22 protein-coding genes are annotated in these 22,030 nt (G+C 35.2%); 3 read left to right on the forward strand and 19 right to left on the reverse strand.

Features of this window, described 5'->3' with window-relative positions; all coding sequences use genetic code 11:
- Nucleotides 1-2,301: 2,301 nt before the first annotated feature.
- The 12 genes from JFU24_RS05325 to JFU24_RS05380 form a co-directional block, all read right to left on the reverse strand.
- Nucleotides 2,302-3,081, reverse strand: coding sequence for a sulfite exporter TauE/SafE family protein (locus tag JFU24_RS05325; protein ID WP_201180980.1), 780 nt, complete (start codon nt 3,079-3,081; stop codon nt 2,302-2,304).
- 51 nt (nt 3,082-3,132) lie between these two features.
- Nucleotides 3,133-3,360: a sulfurtransferase TusA family protein gene (locus JFU24_RS05330; RefSeq protein ID WP_053345635.1), complete on the reverse strand. Its 228-nt coding sequence runs from the start codon at nt 3,358-3,360 to the stop codon at nt 3,133-3,135.
- Between the two features lie 46 nt (nt 3,361-3,406).
- Nucleotides 3,407-4,534: an MBL fold metallo-hydrolase gene (locus JFU24_RS05335; protein WP_201249684.1), complete on the reverse strand. Its 1,128-nt coding sequence runs from the start codon at nt 4,532-4,534 to the stop codon at nt 3,407-3,409.
- A gap of 48 nt (nt 4,535-4,582) precedes the next feature.
- On the reverse strand, nt 4,583-4,993 hold the full coding sequence (locus tag JFU24_RS05340; protein WP_207203199.1) for a DsrE/DsrF/DrsH-like family protein: 411 nt from the start codon (nt 4,991-4,993) through the stop codon (nt 4,583-4,585).
- Between the two features lie 15 nt (nt 4,994-5,008).
- A complete protein-coding gene (locus tag JFU24_RS05345; RefSeq protein WP_201180982.1) occupies nt 5,009-5,581 on the reverse strand; it encodes a sulfurtransferase TusA family protein in 573 nt (190 codons plus the stop codon).
- 54 nt (nt 5,582-5,635) lie between these two features.
- A complete protein-coding gene (locus JFU24_RS05350; protein ID WP_201180984.1) occupies nt 5,636-5,932 on the reverse strand; it encodes a rhodanese-like domain-containing protein in 297 nt (98 codons plus the stop codon).
- 17 nt (nt 5,933-5,949) lie between these two features.
- On the reverse strand, nt 5,950-6,318 hold the full coding sequence (locus JFU24_RS05355) for a rhodanese-like domain-containing protein (protein ID WP_201180986.1): 369 nt from the start codon (nt 6,316-6,318) through the stop codon (nt 5,950-5,952).
- A 54-nt stretch (nt 6,319-6,372) separates the two neighbouring features.
- Nucleotides 6,373-6,852, reverse strand: coding sequence for a DsrE/DsrF/DrsH-like family protein (locus tag JFU24_RS05360; protein WP_201180988.1), 480 nt, complete (start codon nt 6,850-6,852; stop codon nt 6,373-6,375).
- Nucleotides 6,853-7,159: 307 nt separating this feature from the next.
- Nucleotides 7,160-7,465: a monooxygenase gene (locus JFU24_RS05365; protein ID WP_056523023.1), complete on the reverse strand. Its 306-nt coding sequence runs from the start codon at nt 7,463-7,465 to the stop codon at nt 7,160-7,162.
- A 138-nt stretch (nt 7,466-7,603) separates the two neighbouring features.
- Complete coding sequence (locus tag JFU24_RS05370; protein ID WP_053345627.1) at nt 7,604-7,864, reverse strand: metal-sensitive transcriptional regulator; 261 nt, start codon at nt 7,862-7,864, stop codon at nt 7,604-7,606.
- A 15-nt stretch (nt 7,865-7,879) separates the two neighbouring features.
- The gene (locus JFU24_RS05375; RefSeq protein ID WP_201225199.1) at nt 7,880-8,221 is read right to left on the reverse strand and encodes a sulfurtransferase; all 342 of its coding nucleotides are present in this window, start codon (nt 8,219-8,221) and stop codon (nt 7,880-7,882) included.
- A 1,002-nt stretch (nt 8,222-9,223) separates the two neighbouring features.
- Nucleotides 9,224-9,709: a peptidoglycan-binding domain-containing protein gene (locus tag JFU24_RS05380; protein ID WP_201249685.1), complete on the reverse strand. Its 486-nt coding sequence runs from the start codon at nt 9,707-9,709 to the stop codon at nt 9,224-9,226.
- 355 nt (nt 9,710-10,064) lie between these two features.
- On the opposite strand from JFU24_RS05380, the gene JFU24_RS05385 reads away from it, so the two are divergent.
- Complete coding sequence (locus JFU24_RS05385; protein WP_201224854.1) at nt 10,065-10,655, forward strand: hypothetical protein; 591 nt, start codon at nt 10,065-10,067, stop codon at nt 10,653-10,655.
- 1,220 nt (nt 10,656-11,875) lie between these two features.
- Here the strand turns inward: JFU24_RS05385 and JFU24_RS05390 are convergent.
- The 6 genes from JFU24_RS05390 to JFU24_RS05415 all read right to left on the reverse strand — a co-directional run bounded on the left by JFU24_RS05390 (nt 11,876) and on the right by JFU24_RS05415 (nt 17,465).
- Nucleotides 11,876-12,655: a hypothetical protein gene (locus tag JFU24_RS05390; RefSeq protein WP_201180996.1), complete on the reverse strand. Its 780-nt coding sequence runs from the start codon at nt 12,653-12,655 to the stop codon at nt 11,876-11,878.
- Between the two features lie 141 nt (nt 12,656-12,796).
- A complete protein-coding gene (locus tag JFU24_RS05395; RefSeq protein ID WP_201224856.1) occupies nt 12,797-13,627 on the reverse strand; it encodes a 3D domain-containing protein in 831 nt (276 codons plus the stop codon).
- Between the two features lie 384 nt (nt 13,628-14,011).
- A complete protein-coding gene (locus JFU24_RS05400) occupies nt 14,012-14,260 on the reverse strand; it encodes a hypothetical protein (RefSeq protein WP_201180999.1) in 249 nt (82 codons plus the stop codon).
- 17 nt (nt 14,261-14,277) lie between these two features.
- Nucleotides 14,278-14,568, reverse strand: a complete 291-nt coding sequence (locus JFU24_RS05405; RefSeq protein ID WP_053345620.1) for an SAV0927 family protein — start codon at nt 14,566-14,568, stop codon at nt 14,278-14,280.
- A 35-nt stretch (nt 14,569-14,603) separates the two neighbouring features.
- A complete protein-coding gene (locus JFU24_RS05410; RefSeq protein WP_201181001.1) occupies nt 14,604-15,881 on the reverse strand; it encodes a Glu/Leu/Phe/Val family dehydrogenase in 1,278 nt (425 codons plus the stop codon).
- A gap of 237 nt (nt 15,882-16,118) precedes the next feature.
- Nucleotides 16,119-17,465 (reverse strand): APC family permease, encoded by a 1,347-nt coding sequence (locus tag JFU24_RS05415; protein WP_397443424.1) that lies wholly within the window; start codon nt 17,463-17,465, stop codon nt 16,119-16,121.
- Between the two features lie 389 nt (nt 17,466-17,854).
- Between JFU24_RS05415 and speB the strand changes: the two genes are divergently transcribed.
- Nucleotides 17,855-18,820 (forward strand): agmatinase, encoded by a 966-nt coding sequence (gene speB / locus JFU24_RS05420; protein WP_056523038.1) that lies wholly within the window; start codon nt 17,855-17,857, stop codon nt 18,818-18,820.
- 288 nt (nt 18,821-19,108) lie between these two features.
- On the forward strand, nt 19,109-19,462 hold the full coding sequence (locus JFU24_RS05425; RefSeq protein WP_201181002.1) for a GNAT family N-acetyltransferase: 354 nt from the start codon (nt 19,109-19,111) through the stop codon (nt 19,460-19,462).
- A gap of 1,015 nt (nt 19,463-20,477) precedes the next feature.
- Here JFU24_RS05425 and JFU24_RS05430 read toward each other — a convergent pair.
- Nucleotides 20,478-21,194: a FadR/GntR family transcriptional regulator gene (locus JFU24_RS05430; RefSeq protein WP_201181003.1), complete on the reverse strand. Its 717-nt coding sequence runs from the start codon at nt 21,192-21,194 to the stop codon at nt 20,478-20,480.
- Between the last annotated feature and the right edge of the window lie 836 nt (nt 21,195-22,030).

The raw sequence follows: 22,030 nt of genomic DNA on the forward strand, positions 1-22,030 counted from the left end.
ACTTTTCATGAAATAATAAGTGGAACAGTAATTTTAATTTTAATGTAGAAATATTACCTAAAATAATTATTAGAATTATCTTACTTATTATAATATGCTTGTTGCTACTAAAAATAAAATAATTTTATGCGCTAACACAATAAGTTCTCCGTTTCTTCAGCCATTTTTTATCTATCATCCAATAAAAAGTGAATTATAGACTTCTTCATTCTATTTTAAAACTTCGGTTGATATGAAATCTCAAACGAATATTATTTTGTAGTTTTTTATCGCTTAATAGTGCTTTCTACTTTATGTTCGTCACTTAATGTACTTGGTTTGAAACGATGTAAATCTCTCTCCCACTCGTTATAGCATTTTATCTTAAAGTGTTCTTTGTCATCTTGTCATCTATAATAAAAACAAACATCCGCATTAAATATCTCCTTATCAGTTAGGCTCTAAAGTCTTGATTGGAATCTATTAATTTGCTCATTATTTTGTTTCAAGCATTTCAGCGAGCAATCGCATCAATTTCCTTGTTCAGTTCTTCTACAGCATGCGTCTTTGTGGTAGTCATGCTTTGAATAAATCAAATTTTATAATTTTTAAATCTTTCATATTCATTCTCCTTTTTCACCCTTATTTAAAGTGGCTATTCCACTTTAGCAATAAGTCTTTCTAAAGCTTGCTTGTTGATTTCACTAATACTAGTTTCAGCTTCTAATACAATAGAATTAAACCCAATAAGTGTTTACTTATGGTATTTACTCTATCCACTGAATAAAAATTAGTAATTATTTTTATTCACTTAATGTTTCATATCTTTTCTAATTAATAACCAATACTAAAAACCTTTTCTAATCTTGTATATATTACAAGTAAAAAACAGCATGTCAGAATTAAACAAACAGATATTTATTCGTTGACCACTTTCAAAGCGTCAACTAAAACCCGTTCGCAAATTCTCGTTCTAATTTAGGTACAGTCACTGAACTTGGAATCGTATTATCCAGGTTAATGCGATAGCCATTACTTTGCATGAACTCGATTAGTTCGCCAGTAGACATTTCTGGTAAATAAGTATCCGATTCTACGTTTAATAAGTTCTCAAATAAACCTAATGCTTCTCTTTGTTCCTTTCTGAATCCAATATTTGCGAAGAATATTTTTTTGATGTATTGGCAAGGAATTTATTTGATAGGATGATATCGTCTGCATAATAATTTTATGAAAGAGTTTATCAACAAAATAAGGTCTTCTGCTAATGCGACTTGTGCATAGTCACCATCTATATAATTTGGTGGTACAACCATCATTTTTCCCTAATACATGTGTAATCTTTTCTAATCAATTTATCGATTTGAATTAGTTTTTCATAGAATTCAATGTCAATAATAATCTTCAATTTATCGAAATTCAATAATTAATATTCCTTCACTTAATGATTTCACTATATCTTGATTATAGAAAAAATTCATTCAAGATAGTGCAGAATCCAGAAAAATAATTATTGATGAAAAACAAAAATTAGCTCGAAATACTATATAATGGAATCACGAGTTTAAGAATTATAAGGTGAACAGAAGCATTCCATATTTACTAAAGATGAATTCATTTTTTCTTATTATTTTAGGAGTTACTTATTGTTGAAACAATCAAAACCGAAAAAATCATGGTTTAGTTTCGGTGCAATCGGGTTATTACTTTAATGACTCGTGGAAATAGGTCTCACCCATTTCCACGAGTCATTAAAATTGTTCAAAATCCATTTATTTTAGACTGATAGTATTTTCCAATAGAACATATTTAAGAAGTGGACCTCAATCACCTTAGATACATTGCGTAGAGTATAACATCAATCATACATTGGACAAAATCCACCACATATGAAGAAGGTGATTTCTGAATAATGGTGGATTTGTTATATCTGTTTTTAGCGACAATCTTTACGCTTATAACGTTGACGTTCCATTGTTTTCATACCAACTTTGATGAAATACTTTCCTTATCGAACAGCATTAATCGAATAAAAATTGGTGCAAGTATTCCCATTTTATTCTGTCGTCCGACAAGGATAAATAATCTATACAAAGATGCCAGATAATGTCCTGTAATACTTTTAAATAATTCTCTATCCGCCCCCAAGCCGCCCCCAATAAAGGAAATCCCACATAATTTATACATTTAATTAACATACAAAAAAAGGCTGAAACCCTTGATAAACCAAGTGTTTCAGCACTTTTATTCTGATAACCTGTGACAGGCTCAACCCCACAACCCCAACCCTGTCAAGGTAAGGGTCCAATATCCCCAAAAATCTTATGACAAAATCCCCATCCAAATTTTCACAGCCGTTGCCAAAATTAATAAAGCTAGGATGACTTGAAGTATTTTTGTATTCACTTTTTTACCAGCCATCGCTCCTAGTGGAGACGCTATTAAGCTTGCTATAACCATGATCAAGGCAGGATAGAAGTCAACTTGCCCTGTTGAGATTTTCCCTACCGTTGCGCCAATCGATGAAATGAATGTAATCGCTAAGGAAGAGGCGATTGTTACCCTTGTTGGGATTTTCAAGACAACTAGCATAATAGGAACTAATAAGAATCCACCGGCTGCACCGACAATCCCTGAACCCAAACCGACAATTAAGGCTAAAATTGCTGCAAGCCATTTGTTAAAGGTTACTTGATCCAAAGGAACGCCATCTATTCCTTTTTTAGGAATAAACATCATGACAGCTGCTATTAGAGCAAGTAGGCCATATACGATATTTATCCCGTCTTCAGACATGGATTGCGACCCAAAACTCCCAATGACACTACCTATTAGTACACTAACACCCATATAGATGATGAGCGTCTTATTTAAATAGCCACCTTTACGATAAGCCCAGACACCACCTATGGATGCAAATAATACTTGTACTGCACTTATTCCTGAGACTTCATGAGCACTAAAAGCCGCTAAACCGAAAAGTGGTGGTATATACAAAAGCATTGGGTATTTAATGATGGATCCGCCTATACCTAGCATTCCTGAAATGTATGAACCTATAAATCCTATCAAAAAGATGGTTATGATAAAAGTAATATCCATTTTTATTGCCTCCTTGAAAAGAAGGGAACCAATAGGGTTCCCTTATCATTATCAGCCTTTTCTAATCCAAAATTTTAGAACTTCATTTTCTTCTGCAGTTTCTACTAGCTCATGGCCACCAGATTTTGACCAAGCAGCTAAATCTGCTTTAGCGCCTTTATCTGTCACATGTATTTCTAACACTTGACCAGATTGTAAATCATTCATAGCCTTCTTTGTTCTAACGATCGGCATCGGACAAGCAAGTCCCTTAGCATCTAACATTTTATCTGAATTCATCATACATCTCTCCTGTTTTCGTAGTATTTATAATCTTTTCTTAAGTTTATCGAACCGCACAACGATTTGGTCCAATTTCCATTTCGCGCTGTTTTTCCTCATCAGGGGTGATTTTCCCCATATTCGTTTCACGGATTTCTTGATATGCGTTTGGCTGTGGAGGTAAGTTTCCTGTAACCAACTCTCTGAATTCTCTTTCGTCAGCAATGTTCAAACCATGATTTTCTGTAAATAACTCTCCTAATTTCTTTGCAACACTGCCGTCTTCATTTAATTCTTCAATGATCATAAAATGAGATGGCAGTACGATTAACTCGTCTGACAATTCTCTATAGCGAGTATAAAGTGTTTCTCTCAAGTCTCCTACCCAATCCTCAGCTAATCCGGCTAAGTCCGGTCTACCAATGGAATCGATGAATAGAATATCTCCTGAAAGCAAGTATTTTTCATCGACTACAAATGAAGTGGAACCAATCGTGTGGCCCGGGGAGTATAGAGCATGAATATTGATAGCTGTGTGACCGATCGTAACCACCTTACCGCCTTCTAATGGCTGATATTCAAAAGTTACTTCTGTTGCATCTTTTGGTGGTAGCCAGTAAGTTGCATTTGCACTTTCTGCTATTTTTCTTCCACCTGAAATATGGTCAGCATGTAAGTGCGTATCAAATACATGAGTGATCTTCGCTCCAATACTATCGGCAAAATCAACGTAGATATCAGTCATTCTTGTGGAATCAATAACGGCTGCTTCACCATTAGAAATGATCATGTAAGATAAACAACCTTTACCGAGACGTACAAATTGGTAGATTTCTCCGCCATTATTCAAATCCCCAATTTTCACTGGTTCTAAGTGTTCACTCCATGCTTTCATTCCGCCCTTCAAATAAGAAACATCCAGCCCTGCTTCAGATAGCATTTCAGCAACCATAATAGATGAGCCTTCTTTTGCACAGACAACTAAAATTTCTTTATTTGCTGGAATTTTATCGATGATTTCTTCAACGCCATCCAGTAAATCAAAGTAAGGAATATTAAGGAATTCAAAGTTCTCTCCTTCAATTTTCCAATCGTTAAAATCACTTTCATTTCGAACATCCAAAATAAATAATTCAGCTTTATTGATTACTTTCTTTGAAACCTCTTTGGCTGTCATTTCATTTAACGCCATAAAATATACCCCCTATAGTATTTAGCGTTTCAAAATTTTTTACCTGACTTAAAAGGTTAAAGTTACATCCGCATCTTTCGCGAATTCTAAAAATGTAACAGCTCCACCGACTTCGATGCCGTCAATGAAGGCTTCTTTTTCCAAGCCCATAACGTCCATGGTCATTTGACATCCAATAAACTTGACGTCCATTTCTTGTGCCATAGAAAGTAACTCAGGAATAGAAGGTGCATTAGCCCTCGCAAATCCTTCTGCAAAATGTTCCTTACCTTCTGGCATCGGTAGTTGCTGATTCGCTACTTTATGGATTAAATTTAAGCCTTCGAATGTAAAGAAAATAGCTACTTCTTGATCCGTTGCTGCTGCTGCTGTTGCAATGTTAAATACTTTATATGCGTCAAATAAACCACCGTTACTAGCTATTATCGCTACTTTTTTAGATATGATATGCCCCTCCATTTTTAGGATTATATGTTATTCATTCACTGATTTTTGTGTAGGACCATTCCATTGGCTCATGCCCGGTTCAACATTAACCACTTGTTTAAATCCTGCAGCTGTTAGTTTTTGTGCAGCCAGGTCACTTCGGCTACCGGTTCGGCATATGACAAAAATCTCAGACTCTTTATCCAGTTCACTAAAACGTTCTTCTAATTCACCCATTGGAAGGGATTTAGCAGCTGGAATATGATTAAACGCATATTCTGCCGATTCACGTACATCAAGTACTATCGTGTTTTGATTTTCTTCTATTTTTTGTAGAAGTTCTTCATTTGAAATGACTTTTTCATGCTTTTTTACTTCATGCTCTTCACCACTTGCTTTCCGAAGATAATGTTTAAGAACGGTTCCTTCTTCAACTGTACCCAAATATTGATGACCTGTACTTTCTGCCCAAGCTTTCATATCTGCAGTTGACCCTTTATCCGTCGCTTGAACTTCTAGCACTTCTCCTGCTTCCAGGCCGTTCATTACTTTTTTCGTTCTTACTATCGGCATTGGACATGCTAATCCTTTTGCATCTAATACGGAATTTGTTTCAATCATGTTTTTTTCCTCCTTATTTGCTAATACAGATGGGGGTATTTAAGAATTTAAAAATTATTCTATTGGACCGTTCCATTCAAGCATACCGCCTGTCATATTTAGCACTTTATATCCATGATCTTCAAGTAACTTTGCTGCCATTGAACTTCTGCCTCCTGAACGGCAAACCATGATATATTCTTTTGATTTATCCAAATCTTGCATTCGAAATTCCACGAGGCCCAATGGGATATGCGTAGCATTGGGTATTTTCCCAGCCTTTACTTCATCTACTTCCCGAACATCTATAATATTAATTGTCGAGTTTCCTTTTAATAATGCATTCACTTCATTTGGTGAGATTTCTTTCATGATTGAAATACCTCCTTTTAATTGTGCCAAGCACTCATGCCGCCTTTTACGTTGGTAACTTCTTTAAATCCAAGTTTTTTTAATGACTTACTTGCTTTACTGCTTCTCATCCCACTTTGGCAGATGACAAAGACTTCTTCATCTTTTGAAAGTTCTTGTGCTCTTTTATGAAGTTCGAATAAGGGAATATTCTTAAACTCCTTAATATGATTGCCCCTATACTCATTAGGTGTACGGACATCAATAAATTGCTTACTTCCTTTGTTACTTAATTGAGCTTTTAACTCACTCGTATTAATATTCTTAATTCCCTTTGCCGGGACAAAGCGCTGAAATAAAAACCAAGCAATTGCCCCTATTATTATGACATTAAATGCTGTTCCCATTTTAATATCCTCCCCTCCTTACCATGAAATTTACCCTATTTCACATTTTATTACTTAAATGAATAAGTTTACATTACCATCTTCTGCGTCTGCTAGATAAGCTGCCACACCCGCGTATTCTATTCCATCTAATAATTCCTCTTGTTGCAAGCCCAATAAATCCATTGTCATCGTACAAGCTATTAATTTGACCTCTTGTTCTTGAGCCAACTCAATTAAATGAGGCAGTGACATGGCGTTATGTTTTTTCATTACATGTTTAATCATTTTAGGGCCCATTCCAGCAAAGTTCATGTTGGATAACCCCATCTTATCAGAACCTCGAGGCATCATTTTTGCAAACATTTTTTCAAAGAAGCCTTTTTTTAATGTCGATGGCTCATCTTTTCGTAAAGCATTTAATCCCCAGAAAGTATGGAAGATGGTTACTTCATGATCATAAGCCGCTGCACCATTTGCGATAATATAGGCCGCCATGGCCTTATCATAATCACCACTAAATAAAATGATCGTTGTTTTTTTCTTTTCAGTCAATTGGTTTTTCCCCCTTGATTCCTAATTACCCGTATGGGTATATTTTTCATTAAAAAAATATTCTTTTAAATGTATACTTTATTAGTTTAGTTTCAAATACTTTAAAATACCCAGTAGGGTATATGTTATGGTAAAAAGTTTATTTCGTCAACCCTCTTCTTTTGAAATGTTATAAAAGGAACTGGATACACCAGGTTTTTTTGAGAGATCCCTGAATACAGAAGGATAGGCTCCTTAACCACATCCTCCTGTATGTTTTAAACCATACATATAGGTAAACTATCTTGATTAGATTAACAGACACCTCTTATTTAAACGGACCATGATTGATTTGTGTTAATCCTTCATTCACTTCGAATATTTTCCCGTTAACTGTCTCAATACCAAATCCTTTTAATCGAGCAGTGTGCATAGTTAAGTATTTTTGAGCTGATTCTTTTGACTCAAACAGATAAATACCACCAGCCTCCTTTGCCTCGCTATCTTCAGTCCAAATTTTCCAAATCACCCCTTCTTCATCATTGATGCTTTTTGCTAATTCAGTAAATTGTTCAACCATGTCATTACCAAATGGTCCATCCATTTTAAAATCCACTTGTAAAATATAAGCCATTTTTAACACTCCTTTTTAAATAACTAATAAATTCGTTTTGTTTAGATTTTGTGTTAATCGAGGTACAACGACACTACCTTGTACATTTTCCAGAATATCACCTAAATTTACCGTTGATGACAGCTTACTTTACTTCTTTTATCTGCTTTTTATCAATAAATTAACAGCTTCTTTTACAAGATGTTCAGTGCCTTCACCTTTCTCTATGTTTTCCCGAACACATTGTTCTAGATTTGCACTTACAATAACGCCCATAGTCCTATCAATTGCATTTCGTGCAGCAGACAACTGTGTGACGATATCTCTACAGTCTTTTCCCTGCTCCATCATTCCTAGAACTCCTTTAATTTGTCCTTCAATTCGCTTTAACCGATTGATGACGCTTTTATCGTATTCCATATTCTACCCACCCATCTATTTACAAACACAATCACTTATCTCATAACTGGTTACCTTAATTCCTTTTCCAATTAAGAAGCGCAGCCCCAAGTTCACTTCTATTTTATCGGAAGCAATTACATGAATGTTTTCATGTGGGATTTCTTTATTAAAACGTTTCAAATATGCATAAGGGATATTCAAAGCATCTCTATTGATATCATCCTGTTTTTGATTATAAGCCCTTATATCTAATAAAATAGCGCTATGATTTTTACTATTATTCTTTTCGCAAGGAACGTTTTTAACAGGAACATAACGTTTATACAAACTAGGGACCAAAATCACGACAGTTAATAGAAGCAAATAAAAAATCAAATCCACCACCTGTGTTTCAATTTATAACCTCATATTATACCTATGGGGGTATGTTGTCAAGCTAGTTAAACTTACTTCTAAAATGATTGTCTGCGATGTCGATATATCAGTTCCTAAATATTTTTCTATATTTGTGAGTTATATGGGAGAAATTTATACTGGAAACGAATAATATTAGTCCCTACTGAACCTTCCCCTTATACTTTCTTCTATCATTTTTTTCTCATTCTTTTTTGAACCTCCTGATACTCATAATTACTCCCCCTCGAGACAACTTATCAAACGGTTAGAAACTTATTCTTGTCCCAAAATTTTATTCGCACATGGGCAACTGTTTTATCAGGATATGTAAATTTCTGAAGAATCTACAAAAATGATAACATCCCTTAATGCATGTGGACCTCTACTTAAAAACGTTTATTCAAAGCCATACTATTTTTTTTTGACGAGTTTTTCTCCTATTTACAAAGGAATCTAAGCAGGAAAACACTTGAGACGTTAGCGATTGATGCCATATACCTATTGAAACTCGAGATCAAGCTCCCTAAAAGAAAAAAGAATCTGAACTAAAACGCTAACCTAATAAATCTCATTTATATTAGATTATAACAGTCAGGTTATACTAGAATGGTGGTGCTCAGTGATGTTCACTCCCCGAATGAGCATTATTTTAATTTACCTCAATTTTCAACTCTGTTGAGGTATAATCCTCGGAGTGGTTAAGCATGGAAGCCCTTTCTTTATAAAGATTTTAATTATTTGGGGTTTTAATTCACAAACGCAGAAAACACATATTTCTAAATGAATAAAGCCGATGATTCCTACCTAGGAATCATCGGCTTTTTACAATTAACCTGAAACTAATAAAAAGGAGAAATTTAATAGAACTATCCCCTCTCTCCTTCTTTGATACTGGATCGCTTACGCTTAGTAAATCATTTATGCAAGGCTGCCCCATCGTTTTATCTTCATTTAACTAAAAAGGGCCTCCTTCCTGGGTTTTTAATTCGCATACAAGCGATATTGGTCACTTAATGTATCTCCATTACCGTAAATATAGGCTTTTGAGCCGGATGTATAGGAAGAATTGTCGTACTTCCATTTGATTCTGAGACCCATGTTCCCGCCTGCTCCATATGTGTTCTCGCCATTCTTTTTAATATATTGTGAAAAACTGGCCCATGTCTTGGGGCCAACAACACCATCCACTTGGAGATGGTTTTCTTTTTGATATTTCTTTACACCCGCTTCGGTTTTCGGCCCAAAAACCCCATCAACGTCAACCACTGCTGAATCAGTATAAAAACCCATTACATTGAGGATATACTGCATATTTCTGACTTCCACCCCAAGAGTGTCCTTCCGCAAAATCGAGTTTTTATCCCAGCTTTGCGGGTGGTGAAATCCTCCAGCAGATGCTGAAGCGGTGGAAAATGATATACCCAGGGCTATTGATAATACTACCAAACCAGTAAGTAATTTCTTCATAGCTCCATCTCCCTCTTTTTTGTTTATTCAATCCACCTTACTAATTCCCCTTGGATTTTATATTCCCCTTCCGACAAATGTCCTGTTTATTTTGAAATTGCTATACAAAAATAGTCACCAGAAGGACCACAGAATAGTATAAGTTGTACGTACAATAGAGACAACCCTTAAAGCTTTAAAAGAAGATCCTAGCTATAAATCATATCCCACTTTGGGATTCCTTTACTATCCGTTCACGACTCATTTTCCTTAGTTTAACGTACACCGTTCATTTACAGGAGAAGTTAAAAAAAATGGAGGTAATTCACACAAGTATGGAGAATATGTGAATAATAGTCGTAATGGAGTGTGAAATATGAAAATAAAAGAGCTATTAGATGAACTATCCGTAACTGGAAATACAATAGCAAAAATCGCACAGGACAAGGTTGGCATTGGAGAGAAACGATTAAAGAATGCGTTACACAATGCAGGATATGAATACAGGAACAAAAATCCGAAAGGCTGGTTTTATGCAAAGGAAGGGAAAGAGCCCCTTTATCAGTCAGTGTTTGAGTTCATTGAATCAAAAAATAGTTTACCTAATGTTAAACAAAGTTCCCCCGACCTGAATATTACTTTACCAAGAAGTTCACAGCCTATTACACTCGATGTGAAGAGTGTAAGAAATGGTGAAAAATATATTCACACCGTTTTCACACCTGAAGAAGTTACGATATTAAAGGAACTGATAAAGTCATATGTTCTTGATGATCAGCAAGATAGTCAAAGAGATGATCTTTATCAAAGGGTAGTCACTTTAGAAAAAGGCAACAAAGTAAGAAAAACGATTGTCATAAACGAAGAAGTTGGGACTTTGCTTGATAGGTTCGCAGATCAACAGAAGTTTAATAAATCCGACATAATAGAACTTGCCATATTAGATTTAATTAACAAATACAAATAACTACTTAACAATATCTATTTTATGGCTCCTAGCAAGCCATAAACAGCCCTATCATGTAACTGCTTAAATATGCTTTTCTTTGTGTGTTTACTATTTAGAGTTCAGATCATAAATGGCGGCTTTCCTTCCTCATCATTGTTAATGTATTCGTTAATTGTTTGATTTTCTATATCTCTAGTAGTCAAAGGTTTCAGACAGACTGACTTGAATATCAAGCAAATTCAATTTTATGTGAACTTCTCAGAGTTGATTTTTTCTAATTCTCGAAGTCAACTACCAAATATTAGCTAATTGTACTTACCCTAGCATGTCCATATTTCTTGGCGTATCCCACTTTTACACTTTATTTATGACCCTAAATTATGTCACCATACAATACCTTACCATTACTACACTATCAAAACGGGTGGCCTATACTTTTATGTTTTGGGTAAGGTTAGTTCAAAAAAAAAGAGACTGACTATAAAAAACCAGTCTAATGTGACGTCAGGTGCTTCCTCACGTCTTATATAAATTATGCAAATGTTTGGACAAGCGTTACTCTATCGATTTATTTATGACTAGTTCATTTTTGTTCTTGGTCAAAAACCTCATCCAATATGCATATATAGTATGTGGAGATAACAACAAAACATTTCTTCTATACGTCTATTACTTGGTAGATAGATATTAACAAGGTTTTGTTAAATGTTATTAAAATAATTCATTAAATAGCAAGGTCCCTCTACTATGTTTACTAAGTCACCAATGCTGATATATTATGTTCATTTTTACATAATCAATGGGAATTCACAGAAAAATACTACTCTATGGTAAAGAAAGTAGATAAAGAGAGATGGTCTAATGAATAAAAATAGACTATTTAAACATCTTTGAATGCTTCTTTCAATAGAGATTCCTAAAGATACTAATATAATATTGAAGAATTGGTTAAAGAAATAGAAAGTGAAGGAAAAATTAATTTAAGAGGATGTATTCAATGAGAATGCTCGGTTTATTTACATGGAATGATTAAGTATGCACCCGAATAATCGGGTGTTTTTTTATTAAGGAAATCGGACTTCTTTTAACCGCCACCTGTTTCATAAAGAACTTAAAAGTAACAGATTTATTGTCATCCAACAGCATGGAAATCCAAATTCTGATTAACTTTCACTTAGTTCTTTTCTTTTCCCTATTCAACATTTATGTTAGGAAATTAAACACTACTACACTACTCATCATTTGCCTTTGATAAATTTTCTGAAATTATCGTAATCAGTCTTAATGTAATGAAATACCTTTGCGTTGCCGTCATGATCTGGATGAGTTATTTTTAATAACCCTTTATATTCTGCTATCACGTCTTTATTACTCGCCATTTTTGCAAGTCCCAATTTTTCACTATAATCATTTGATTGATTATTGGAGTCGAAATTGTAATTGTCTCTTTTGTTTTCTTTTACTTTTATCAATTCATTACGTAATTCAATATTTTCTTTTAATAAATCCTTTGTTTCAATTTGTAATTTACTTTTCTCATTCTTTAGTATTACAACTTCCTTTTTAAACTTATCTCTTTGCTGGATTAATATTTTTTTTGCAGACTCATGAAGTTCTTCAATTCCTTTTATATGCTTATCTTGTGCTTGTATTTTTAATTTTAATCTGTGAATGATCTCGTCCTTATTTTGATCAATACGATCATTTATTGACACCTTTGAGACTGTATCATTAATTATGTATCCAGTTTCCCTATTCCCGTTTCCCTCGTATTTAATCTTACCTTCACGCATCCAACGTCTAACAGTTTGAATACTAATACTTTCTGTTATTCCTGCATCTTTTAACAGGTCAAATGCTTGATCTGTGTCATCAATTATGTATCCAGTTTTTCTATTCTTGTTTCCCCCCTCGTATTTAATTTTACCTTCACGCATCCAACGTCTAACAGTTTGAATGCTAATACTTTCTGTTACTCCTGCATCCTTTAACAGGTCAAATGCTTGATCTGTGTTCACGATGTTCCCCCTTTCACTCTTATTACGCATGTAATGTTATTTATTGAGCGATATTAGACTATTAGAAAAAACGAGTCGTTTTTTGTACCTCGCCGCAACGAAGAAAAAGATATTTTCTAAACAATCAATTATATGATTGAGTTAATTCAAGACTTGTATTTTCACGTTTTTAACGCCCCAATTTAAAGCATCCTGCTCATTAGGAATAAAGATATCTACTCTATTTCCTTTTATAGCACTGCCGGTATCCTCTGCCGTTGCGTAGCCATAGCCTTCCACATACACTTTTGATCCAAGTGGGATGACAGATGGGTCAACAGCTACTACTTTTGCATCCGGATTTGCTTTTAAGTCGATTCCAGTAGCTGTAGTGCCGCTACAACCTTGACAATCAGCAGTATATGCAGTTGCTCTTACAGTAATCTCTTTTTCTATGCCTGATTGATTCGTAAATTCACTGTTAGATACTGTTTTTTCTTTTTCTGCTTTTTCAGCTGGTGCTGCTGGCTTTGCTTGCTCAGCTGGTTTCGTTTGCTCAGCTGGTACTGCTGGTTTCGCTTGCTCAGTTGGCGCTGCTGGCTGTTCAGGCTTAACACTCGCTGCCTCATCTTTGTACGTCCCAGGTTTAATAACTAGTTCCTGCTTTGGATGGATTGTATCTGAATTTAAACCGTTCCAAGATTTAAGGTCATTTACTGATACTTGATATTTGCCTGCAATTTCCCATAACGTGTCCCCGGACTTGACCTTATAATGCTTTTCTTGAGAAATATGTAATGTTTCTCCTGAATAAATCGTGTCTGAAGACAAATGGTTCCAATCCTTAATATCTTCTATTGATACTTTATATGTTTGAGATATCCCCCATAATGTGTCTCCATCTTTCACATTGACATCTTCTGCTTGTACCGGAATAGTGAATGCACCGGATATTGCAGCCGCTGCCGCTAACGATAAGATTGATTTTTTCATATGTTGTTACCTCCTTGTAAGCTAGTAAGTTAGCTAATTTTTTCAATAATAGCATAGTTATTTGCTATACAAAGAACAAACAGATAAAGAATAGATGACAGATATCACAGAAGGATAACGAAAAGGTATCAAATTTTAAAATAACACTAGAATAATTAATCCTATATGTCCGTCGTATCAAATCACGACACGACTGGGCGGAGTTTGGTTGTTTTACTGGTCCGCACCATCCAGATAGACTATCTTCCAGAAAGAAAGTACTTCAAGAAATTGCAAACATTTGTCCACCCCCATTATTGCTTCATATGTAATTTCAAACTGCCCTTATCCAGAAAGCAGATAAAAAAAAGAAGATGATTCAGTTCATCTTCTTTTCTCTATATATTAATCGCTACCGGTCACGAATAAATCTTCTTTAAAATAGGCGAGGACCATGCCAGTTTCCACTTGTTCCCCCTCTAGTACCTCCAATGATTCTATCTCACCGCTGACACCAATATGGATGATTTCCTCACGTCCATCTGCCGTCTTAATATGGAACAATGGTTCCCATTCGTAGAATCCGGAATTTTTGGTTATTAAAACTTTTTCAACTTTACCATGACAAGGACTAAGAATCACATCAACATACATATATATCACTCCTTCCTTCAATATTGTTCAAAATGAAATTGGGATTGTAAGACTGACTTGAGAAAGTATTGAAATTCAGAAATATCTTCTTGTTCTATGCCAAGCTTCGGAGCCCAGTACTGATCTAAATGAATATCATCGGCACACAGTAGGATCATTCTCCCGCTTTGAAGGGAGGTGACCATTGCTTTACCTAAAAACTGAGCCGAGTAGGCAATAGTCACATCATATCTATAATTTTTTGACAATAAGCAATAATGATGAATAGCCTGGTTTTCTTTATTTTCAGAAATAATATCAAAATTCAACTGATTGCCTCCTTTCTTGTAAAGCCCTAATTAGTTTAGAACCTGACCCACCCTCGGAGCCGGGATGCTTCTGCTATTTTACGAATCCCTTCTATATAAGCAGCAATTTTCATGTTCACGGAAAATTTTTGAGAAGTATGATAGACATTCAAAAAGCTGGCTGTTATCTTTTCTTTTAAACGTGTATCTACAAGTTCTTCTGTCCAGTAATATCCTTGATTGTTTTGGCACCATTCAAAATATGAAACAATCACTCCTCCTGAATTCGCCAAAATATCCGGGACTAGTAATATACCTTTTTCATCGAGAATTTTGATTGTTTCCTTTGTTGTCGGTCCATTTGCTGCTTCAATTAGGATTTCACATTGCAGTCGTTCGACATTATCTTTATTTATCACTCCGCTAATAGCTGCGGGAATTAGCACATCACACTCTTTTTCCAATAATTCTTGATTGGATAATGAATCTTTAAATAAGTTCGTAACGACTCCATAAGAATCCCTGTTTTCCAAAAGGTAAGGAATGTCTAAGCCGTTTGGGTCATATAATCCGCCAAGCTCATCCGAAATCCCGACAACCTTAGCTCCTAATTCATGCAAATACATTGCCAAATAACTTCCAACATTCCCGAATCCCTGAATAATTACCCGCATACCCTGAATAGGCATTTTCTTTAAATCACTTACCATTTGAAGAGTATATAATACTCCCTTGGAAGTAGCTGTTTCTCTGCCCTTCGATCCTCCTAATGACAATGGCTTACCCGTAATAAAGCCGGGTGAATCAAACTCCCTGATATGATCATATTCATCTAGCATCCAGGCCATTATTTGAGAATTTGTATACATATCCGGTGCAGGAATGTCCTTGGTCGGCCCAACTATTTGACTGACTGCCCTGACATACCCTCTGCTTAATCGTTCTAGCTCAGACAAACTCATCTGTCTGGGATCACAGACAATGCCACCCTTTGCTCCTCCATATGGAAGATCTGTTATTCCGCATTTCAAACTCATCCAACCCGCCAAAGCCTTAACTTCTTCAGGAGTGACATCCGGATGAAACCGAATCCCTCCTTTCGTTGGACCGGTTGCATCATTATGTTGAGCCCGATACCCTTGAAACATCCTTGTCTCACCGTTATCCATTTGGATAGGAATACAGACTTCTAAAAAGCGCATTGGTGTTTTTAAAAAATCAAAAACCTGATCTGGGTAGTCCAAAACATCAATTGCTTCTTTTAAGATATCCTGGAATTCTTGCAGAGAATTATCCTTTTCGCGTTTTTTAATCCCCTCAGTTTTAACTGCCATTTTAGCACCTCATTTTTTATTCTTATAAATGTATAAAGCAATTTCCGTGCCAGCTTTAACCATGTTGCTGGTTGGTAGTATATCGCCACTTTCCTACATGGATTCACGCTTCATTCATCCAGACCATATGTATACATTCATAAGCAATTCAAATTTGCATAATGTTAAAATATGATGATGAAATAAACAAATAGAAAAAAACGCATCCTTTTTAAAATGCGTTTTTCCTTTCAAACTCTATAACTGAATTTCTTCAACTTGATATTGAGGTGGAGCTGTTCGGAATGCCTTCGTGATAAATAATAGATAACAAAAACCAATTATAAACCAGCCTAACCCCATTATTAGTGAGCTAGTCTCAAGATTAATCCAGAGAATAGCAATTGAAATAGCTCCGATTAAAGGCATAATTAAATAATTGATACATCCTTTAATAGTTCGATGCTTCTTCTCTCTGAAGACAAAATGGCTGATCACTGACAGATTTACAAAAGTAAATGCCATTAATGCACCAAAGTTAATCAGTGATGCGGCAGTCACTAAATCAAAAAACAAAGCCGACAAAGAAATGACTCCAACTATGACAACATTAATAGCTGGTGTTTTCCACTTAGGGTGGATAAATCCAAACCATTTTTCCGGAAACACTTTATCCCGGCCCATAACATATAAAAGACGTGAGACACTGGCGTGTGAAGCTAGTCCTGATGCTAGCGTATTGACGAAAGTTGCACAAAGAAAAATGGATTGGAACAGCTTCCCACCTACATAAAGGGCGATTTCCGGTAAAGCAGCATCTGGTTCCTTAAAACGGGACATGTCCGGGAAAAAGAGCTGAATAAAGAATGAAGAGGTGATGAAAATAATTCCACCCCAAAGGGCTGTTAAAAAGATCGCTTTCGGAATCGTTTTTTTCGGATCTGGTGTTTCTTCTGAAAGTGTTGTTACTGCATCAAACCCCAAAAAGGAAAAACAAAGAATGGTTGCTCCAGTTATTATAGCCGAATAGTCCATTCCTCCATTTATGAAAGGCTGAATTGTAACCACTTCGCCTGTACCTTCTCCATTATACAAGCCTTTGACAACAAGAATGATGAACACCACCATGATGGCAATCTGAATTAAAACAAAAAGGGTATTAAAGTTAGCAAGTACGTTAACACTCCGGAGATTGAGAATGGTGACAATCCCTACAAACAATACTACCCATATCCATGTTGGAACTTCTGGAAATAATGCTGTGAGATAGATTTTGGTCAACAATGCATTTACCATAGGCAAAAATAGATAATCTAACAACGAAGACCAACCTACCAGGAATCCTAAATGTCGGTTAATTGCCTTTTGCGTATAAGTATAGGCAGAACCAGCTGTCGGGAAAACTTTTACAAGTTTCCCATAGCTTGCGGCTGTAAAAAGCATACCCACCAATGCAACGATATACGCTGTTGGGACGTGCCCCCCCGTAATTCCAGATACAATACCAAATGTATCAAATACGACCATGGGCGTCATATAAGCTAACCCCATCATAACAATTTGCCATAATTTTAGAGTTCTTTTCAGTTTAGCACCATTTTCCACCTATCATTCCTCCTTGTAATCGCTTTCATTTATTAGGATTAACACATCTTTAATAGATTTAAAGACCTCCCCATTTTTCAAATTTTCAAATATATCTAAATGCAAATTCTGTGCCAAATGGTTACCTGTTTACTTAAATACATGAATTTCGCAATAATAAGCTTTTAAATTATGCAATATTGGACAGCGTATTGGATTTTATTCACGAGAATGAAGTAGTACATCGCCTTCCGATAAGCGATTCAATTTTTCATAGATTATGCGCTCCTTCATAACTCCTGCAAATAATATCTAGTTAGAACATATAGATATCACTTAATAGCGACTTGGCATGATATTTGCATTGTTTCTCTACTATGAAAGAAATAAGAAAATGGAGGAATACAAAAATGAAATATCCGTTATCTCCTGACGTAAAACCAGAGTTTTGTACGACCGGATCATTCATGCGCTTACCTGCTTCAAGAGAAAATGCCAAATTGGCAGTATTAGGTATACCTTTTGATACAGCTGCTTCATTCAGGGTAGGAGCACGATTTGCCCCACAGGCAATCCGCCAGGCATCTATGACCTTGTTTCCTTACCATCCGATACACAAGGTGTACCCATTTGACGATTGTAATGCCATTGATATTGGGGATATTTCAGTGATTCCCCATAATATACACCGAAGCTATGAGTTAATTGAAAGTGCGATGACAGACTTAATGAAAGAAGGAATCATTCCAATAGGTATTGGCGGGGATCATTCTGTAACATTGGCAAACCTGCGAGCTGCCGCAAAAGTACATGGACCTGTTGCAATGCTCCATTTTGATTCACATACTGATACCTGGGATACCTATTATGAAGAGAAATATTGGCATGGTTCCCCTTTTATCCGTGCATATGAGGAAGGTTTGCTCCAAACGGATAAAGTTTTCCAAATTGGAATTAGAGGGACGCTCAATCATCCAGGAGATATAGATTCCAGCACGGATCTAGGATACAACGTGATAACTACGCCTGAACTGAAGGAAAGAGGAATCGAGGATGTATTGAAAGAAGTCAAGAAGACCATTGGGGATACACCATGTTTCTTGAGCTTTGATATAGATTTTGTGGATCCATCCTGTGCCCCTGGTACAGGCACCCTAGAGGTCGGCGGTCTAAACAGCTTTGAAACCCTAGAGATGATTCGTTCTCTGCAGGGATTTAACTTTATTGGATTCGACCTAGTGGAAGTCCTCCCCCCCTATGATCCAACACAAATCACATCACTATTGGCAGCCACTATCATTCATGACTTTGCTAGTTTAGTAGCCTTAAAGATAAAAGAAGAAGAACTAGAAAAATCAACCCAAAATCATTCATAATATTGTTATTAGAATCTTGTGACATTAACATAAAGAAGCAGGAACCTTAACTATGTTCCGCTTCTTTTTTATCAGCTAGCGATAAGGCCCTCATTTTCAAAACGAACCAATTCGTGAGCGAGTGTAGGTTAAGTGGGTGATGAATCTCTAGATTGATAAAGATTCAACTGAAATAGAAGCATTTTTAACTAACAAAAATTTTGGACAGGTCTATATGTCAGAAAATCAATCTGCATCTATTTATGGAAGGCGAAGCAATAAAAATTAAAAAAGATAGGAGAAATTAATATGAAAATACCAGTGGAAAATATTGTAGAGTTAACTGTAGAACATCAATTCTTACAGGCTTATCCGATAATAAATCAGTTACATACTGATTTGACTTTAGAGGAATATCTAGAATTATTAAATGATATGCGTAAGGATGGTCAACAGTTATTTGCTTTATATCATGATACAAGCATCGTAGCTTTAGCAGGTATTAGCTGGCATGAAGATTTGTATAATGAACGCTATGTATTTGTACAAGATTTGGTTACTGATGTAAATCATCGCCCTAGTGGCCTTGGATATAGGCTGCTCAGTTATATACATAATTGGGCAAAAGAACAGGGTGCTGAATATATTTCATTGGAATCTTGATTTCAACGTCTTGATACCCATCAATATATCAAAAAAATTCGGCTATACTATATTGTGTTTTCCGTTTAAAGTACAATTTTCAGGAAGGGCTAGTACCTATTAGGTGTAGCCTTTTTTCGTACCTAAAATTACCTCATATCCTACCTATGATATTTTGAAGTTTTGAATAAGGGTTAGCTTTTAATGAATTTTTATAGTTTTTATAAAAATGAAGTTTACTTAAACACTTTGATTTTGATGAAAAGTTGATTTATCAATGTTTTTCATGAATTTCTTATCAAACTTAGTTTCACTTTATAACAAAAATTACATGTAGATGTAATGGAAAAGAGCCTTAGTTGAAGTATCGCCATAGTATTAATAAAAATTCCATTAACACTAAATAATTATTCTCCCGACTACTTTTTTGACGAGTTTCTTCTTTAATTAAATAGTACTAATTTTAAACTACTTTCGTATTGCTTCATTAAAGGTCGTCTTTTTAACGTCTAACTCCCTAAGATTCCCAAAAATAGAGTAACCATTTAGGTTACCCTTTCTAAGCTTAATTGCTATTATCTTTATCGGGTCACTCAAAGGAGACCCTTTTTATGGCTGTGTTTCCGGCTCCTAGACTAAAATGTCAAGATAGTAAACATAGTTACCGATTGCTACATCAAAGAGTTCAAATTCTGACATGCTTAAATAAGATTGGCCAAGAATTATCACCCTTTATTTCTTCTTTCCGCTAGGAATATCTGAAAGTAAAATTTCCCCTTCCTCGCTTACCCAATGATGATCTATTCTATCACCACTAAATTCCTTCCCATGCTCAGAATCAATATAATAGTGTTCTGCTTTGCGAAAAGAGAGCTTCTGGAAATTCCCTCATATTGCTTTTATAAGAGCCCACACTAATAGCTAATTTATGATAATACAGCTCTCCGACGTTTGGCAGCACTGGAGTTAGAAAGGTAGTAGCAGTAAAAATGCATATTTACTATGAAAAGCACACAATTAGAATTATTTTAAAGATTTAAAGATCATCTAAATCATCTTCATCTATTCTTGGAAGTTCTGGTTCGATACCTTGGAAAATCATTTTCAATTCATTTTCTAATGAATCTAAGTGTTCTGTCATGATTTTCTCTGCATATTCAACATCTTGATCTTTAATTGCTTTAAAGATTGAAAAATGTTGGGCATAAATTGCCTTATCCATTCCACTGTATTGCCCTAATTTTTCTCTTGTGATAGATAAGACCTCTATAAATAAATCGGATGCCGCTTCCATCATTATTGAGAGAACCTTATTTTGACTGGATTTTACTATATAAGAATGAAATTTATGATCTGCAGCTACACTCTTCTGAAAATCATTTTCAATGAATGCCTGTTTCATTTCTTCTAATATTACAGATATGATCGCCAGGTCATTACTTGTTCTCCGGATTGATGCTAATTTTATTGCTTGAACCTCAATGATTTTCCTAGTTTCTAACAAATCAAATATAGTGACACTATCCAAAGCCATTGTATAGGATAGGGTATGATATATCCCTTTCAACTCAGGTTCCTTAATAAAGGTACCACCAGCCTTCACTTCAACCATACCAAGCATTTCTAATGATTTTAAAGCTTCTCTTATTACTGTCCGGCTAACCTTTAACTGTGTAGACAATTCGCGTTCAGATAGCAATCTATCTCCTGGTGATAACCCACCTTCAAGAATTAAGTGTCTAATTTCCTCCATTATTTTTACGTACGACTTTACTGAAGACTCTTTACTTAGTTTAATTTTCAGTACCCCCTTTTACTCTCTTAATAAAATATATTTCTATAGTTTTTAGCTAATAAGCTAATTCAACTTTTGGTCAGACCAGGTAGTTATTCCCAATTATTATACGGGACTTCTAGTGGTATTTCAAAGTATTTTATATTATTCAAACTATTTCTAGATTTTTTTATGAAATAACTTTTATATTATCTTTGCCTGTTTTCCTTGATCATTTTAATCCTCTGATTAAGTACTCCTACAGTTAAAAAAAACACCAAAAGCACAAATAAGCCGCCAAAGATTTGCTCATTCGTTATTTCCCCTCCCAATAAAAAAGCAAGAAATTGCAGTAAAGGTAGGATTTAAATTCAAAAGAAACTCCTGACTCTTTTAGTCCGATTTCCCTAACTGATACATTCTGCCTTAAAAATTTCTAGCCCTCCAACAAACGCGAAGGGGCAAAAATGTCCATAGAATAACGGCTATTACCATTAGTAGGGCACCTTTATTATATTTAGTATAAAAAATCCAGACAAGTTTCCCTGTATCAATATAACTAATACTCCTATTATTGAGATGACCAACCCCAAAACTATTGAGATAACTTCTCTTTATGTTAGGATGTGATACTTGTGAGGAATATTAGAGTTTGAATCTACCTAATACTGGCCAACTATTTTCGGTCAGGTAATTTTATTTCTGGAACCTATATCTTTTCGTAGATGTCACCAATCTGGACCACTTTCGCACGTTGGTTATTAACATTGGTTTTATTAATAATAATTGCGTTTACCAAAAAGCCTAAGTGGGAG

This window comes from Peribacillus sp. TH27 (genome assembly GCF_016650915.1).
Lineage (GTDB): Bacteria > Bacillota > Bacilli > Bacillales > DSM-1321 > Peribacillus > Peribacillus butanolivorans.

Coding starts and splice junctions, on each gene's coding strand:
- JFU24_RS05325 (WP_201180980.1), bottom strand. CDS start 3,081: ATGGATATTACTTTTATCATAACCATCTTTTTGATAGGATTTATAGGT.
- JFU24_RS05330 (WP_053345635.1), bottom strand. CDS start 3,360: ATGAATTCAGATAAAATGTTAGATGCTAAGGGACTTGCTTGTCCGATG.
- JFU24_RS05335 (WP_201249684.1), bottom strand. CDS start 4,534: ATGGCGTTAAATGAAATGACAGCCAAAGAGGTTTCAAAGAAAGTAATC.
- JFU24_RS05340 (WP_207203199.1), bottom strand. CDS start 4,993: ATGGAGGGGCATATCATATCTAAAAAAGTAGCGATAATAGCTAGTAAC.
- JFU24_RS05345 (WP_201180982.1), bottom strand. CDS start 5,581: ATGATTGAAACAAATTCCGTATTAGATGCAAAAGGATTAGCATGTCCA.
- JFU24_RS05350 (WP_201180984.1), bottom strand. CDS start 5,932: ATGAAAGAAATCTCACCAAATGAAGTGAATGCATTATTAAAAGGAAAC.
- JFU24_RS05355 (WP_201180986.1), bottom strand. CDS start 6,318: ATGGGAACAGCATTTAATGTCATAATAATAGGGGCAATTGCTTGGTTT.
- JFU24_RS05365 (WP_056523023.1), bottom strand. CDS start 7,465: ATGGCTTATATTTTACAAGTGGATTTTAAAATGGATGGACCATTTGGT.
- JFU24_RS05370 (WP_053345627.1), bottom strand. CDS start 7,864: ATGGAATACGATAAAAGCGTCATCAATCGGTTAAAGCGAATTGAAGGA.
- JFU24_RS05380 (WP_201249685.1), bottom strand. CDS start 9,709: ATGAAGAAATTACTTACTGGTTTGGTAGTATTATCAATAGCCCTGGGT.
- JFU24_RS05385 (WP_201224854.1), top strand. CDS start 10,065: ATGAAAATAAAAGAGCTATTAGATGAACTATCCGTAACTGGAAATACA.
- JFU24_RS05395 (WP_201224856.1), bottom strand. CDS start 13,627: ATGAAAAAATCAATCTTATCGTTAGCGGCAGCGGCTGCAATATCCGGT.
- JFU24_RS05400 (WP_201180999.1), bottom strand. CDS start 14,260: ATGTATGTTGATGTGATTCTTAGTCCTTGTCATGGTAAAGTTGAAAAA.
- JFU24_RS05410 (WP_201181001.1), bottom strand. CDS start 15,881: ATGGCAGTTAAAACTGAGGGGATTAAAAAACGCGAAAAGGATAATTCT.
- speB (WP_056523038.1), top strand. CDS start 17,855: ATGAAATATCCGTTATCTCCTGACGTAAAACCAGAGTTTTGTACGACC.
- JFU24_RS05425 (WP_201181002.1), top strand. CDS start 19,109: ATGAAAATACCAGTGGAAAATATTGTAGAGTTAACTGTAGAACATCAA.
- JFU24_RS05430 (WP_201181003.1), bottom strand. CDS start 21,194: ATGGAGGAAATTAGACACTTAATTCTTGAAGGTGGGTTATCACCAGGA.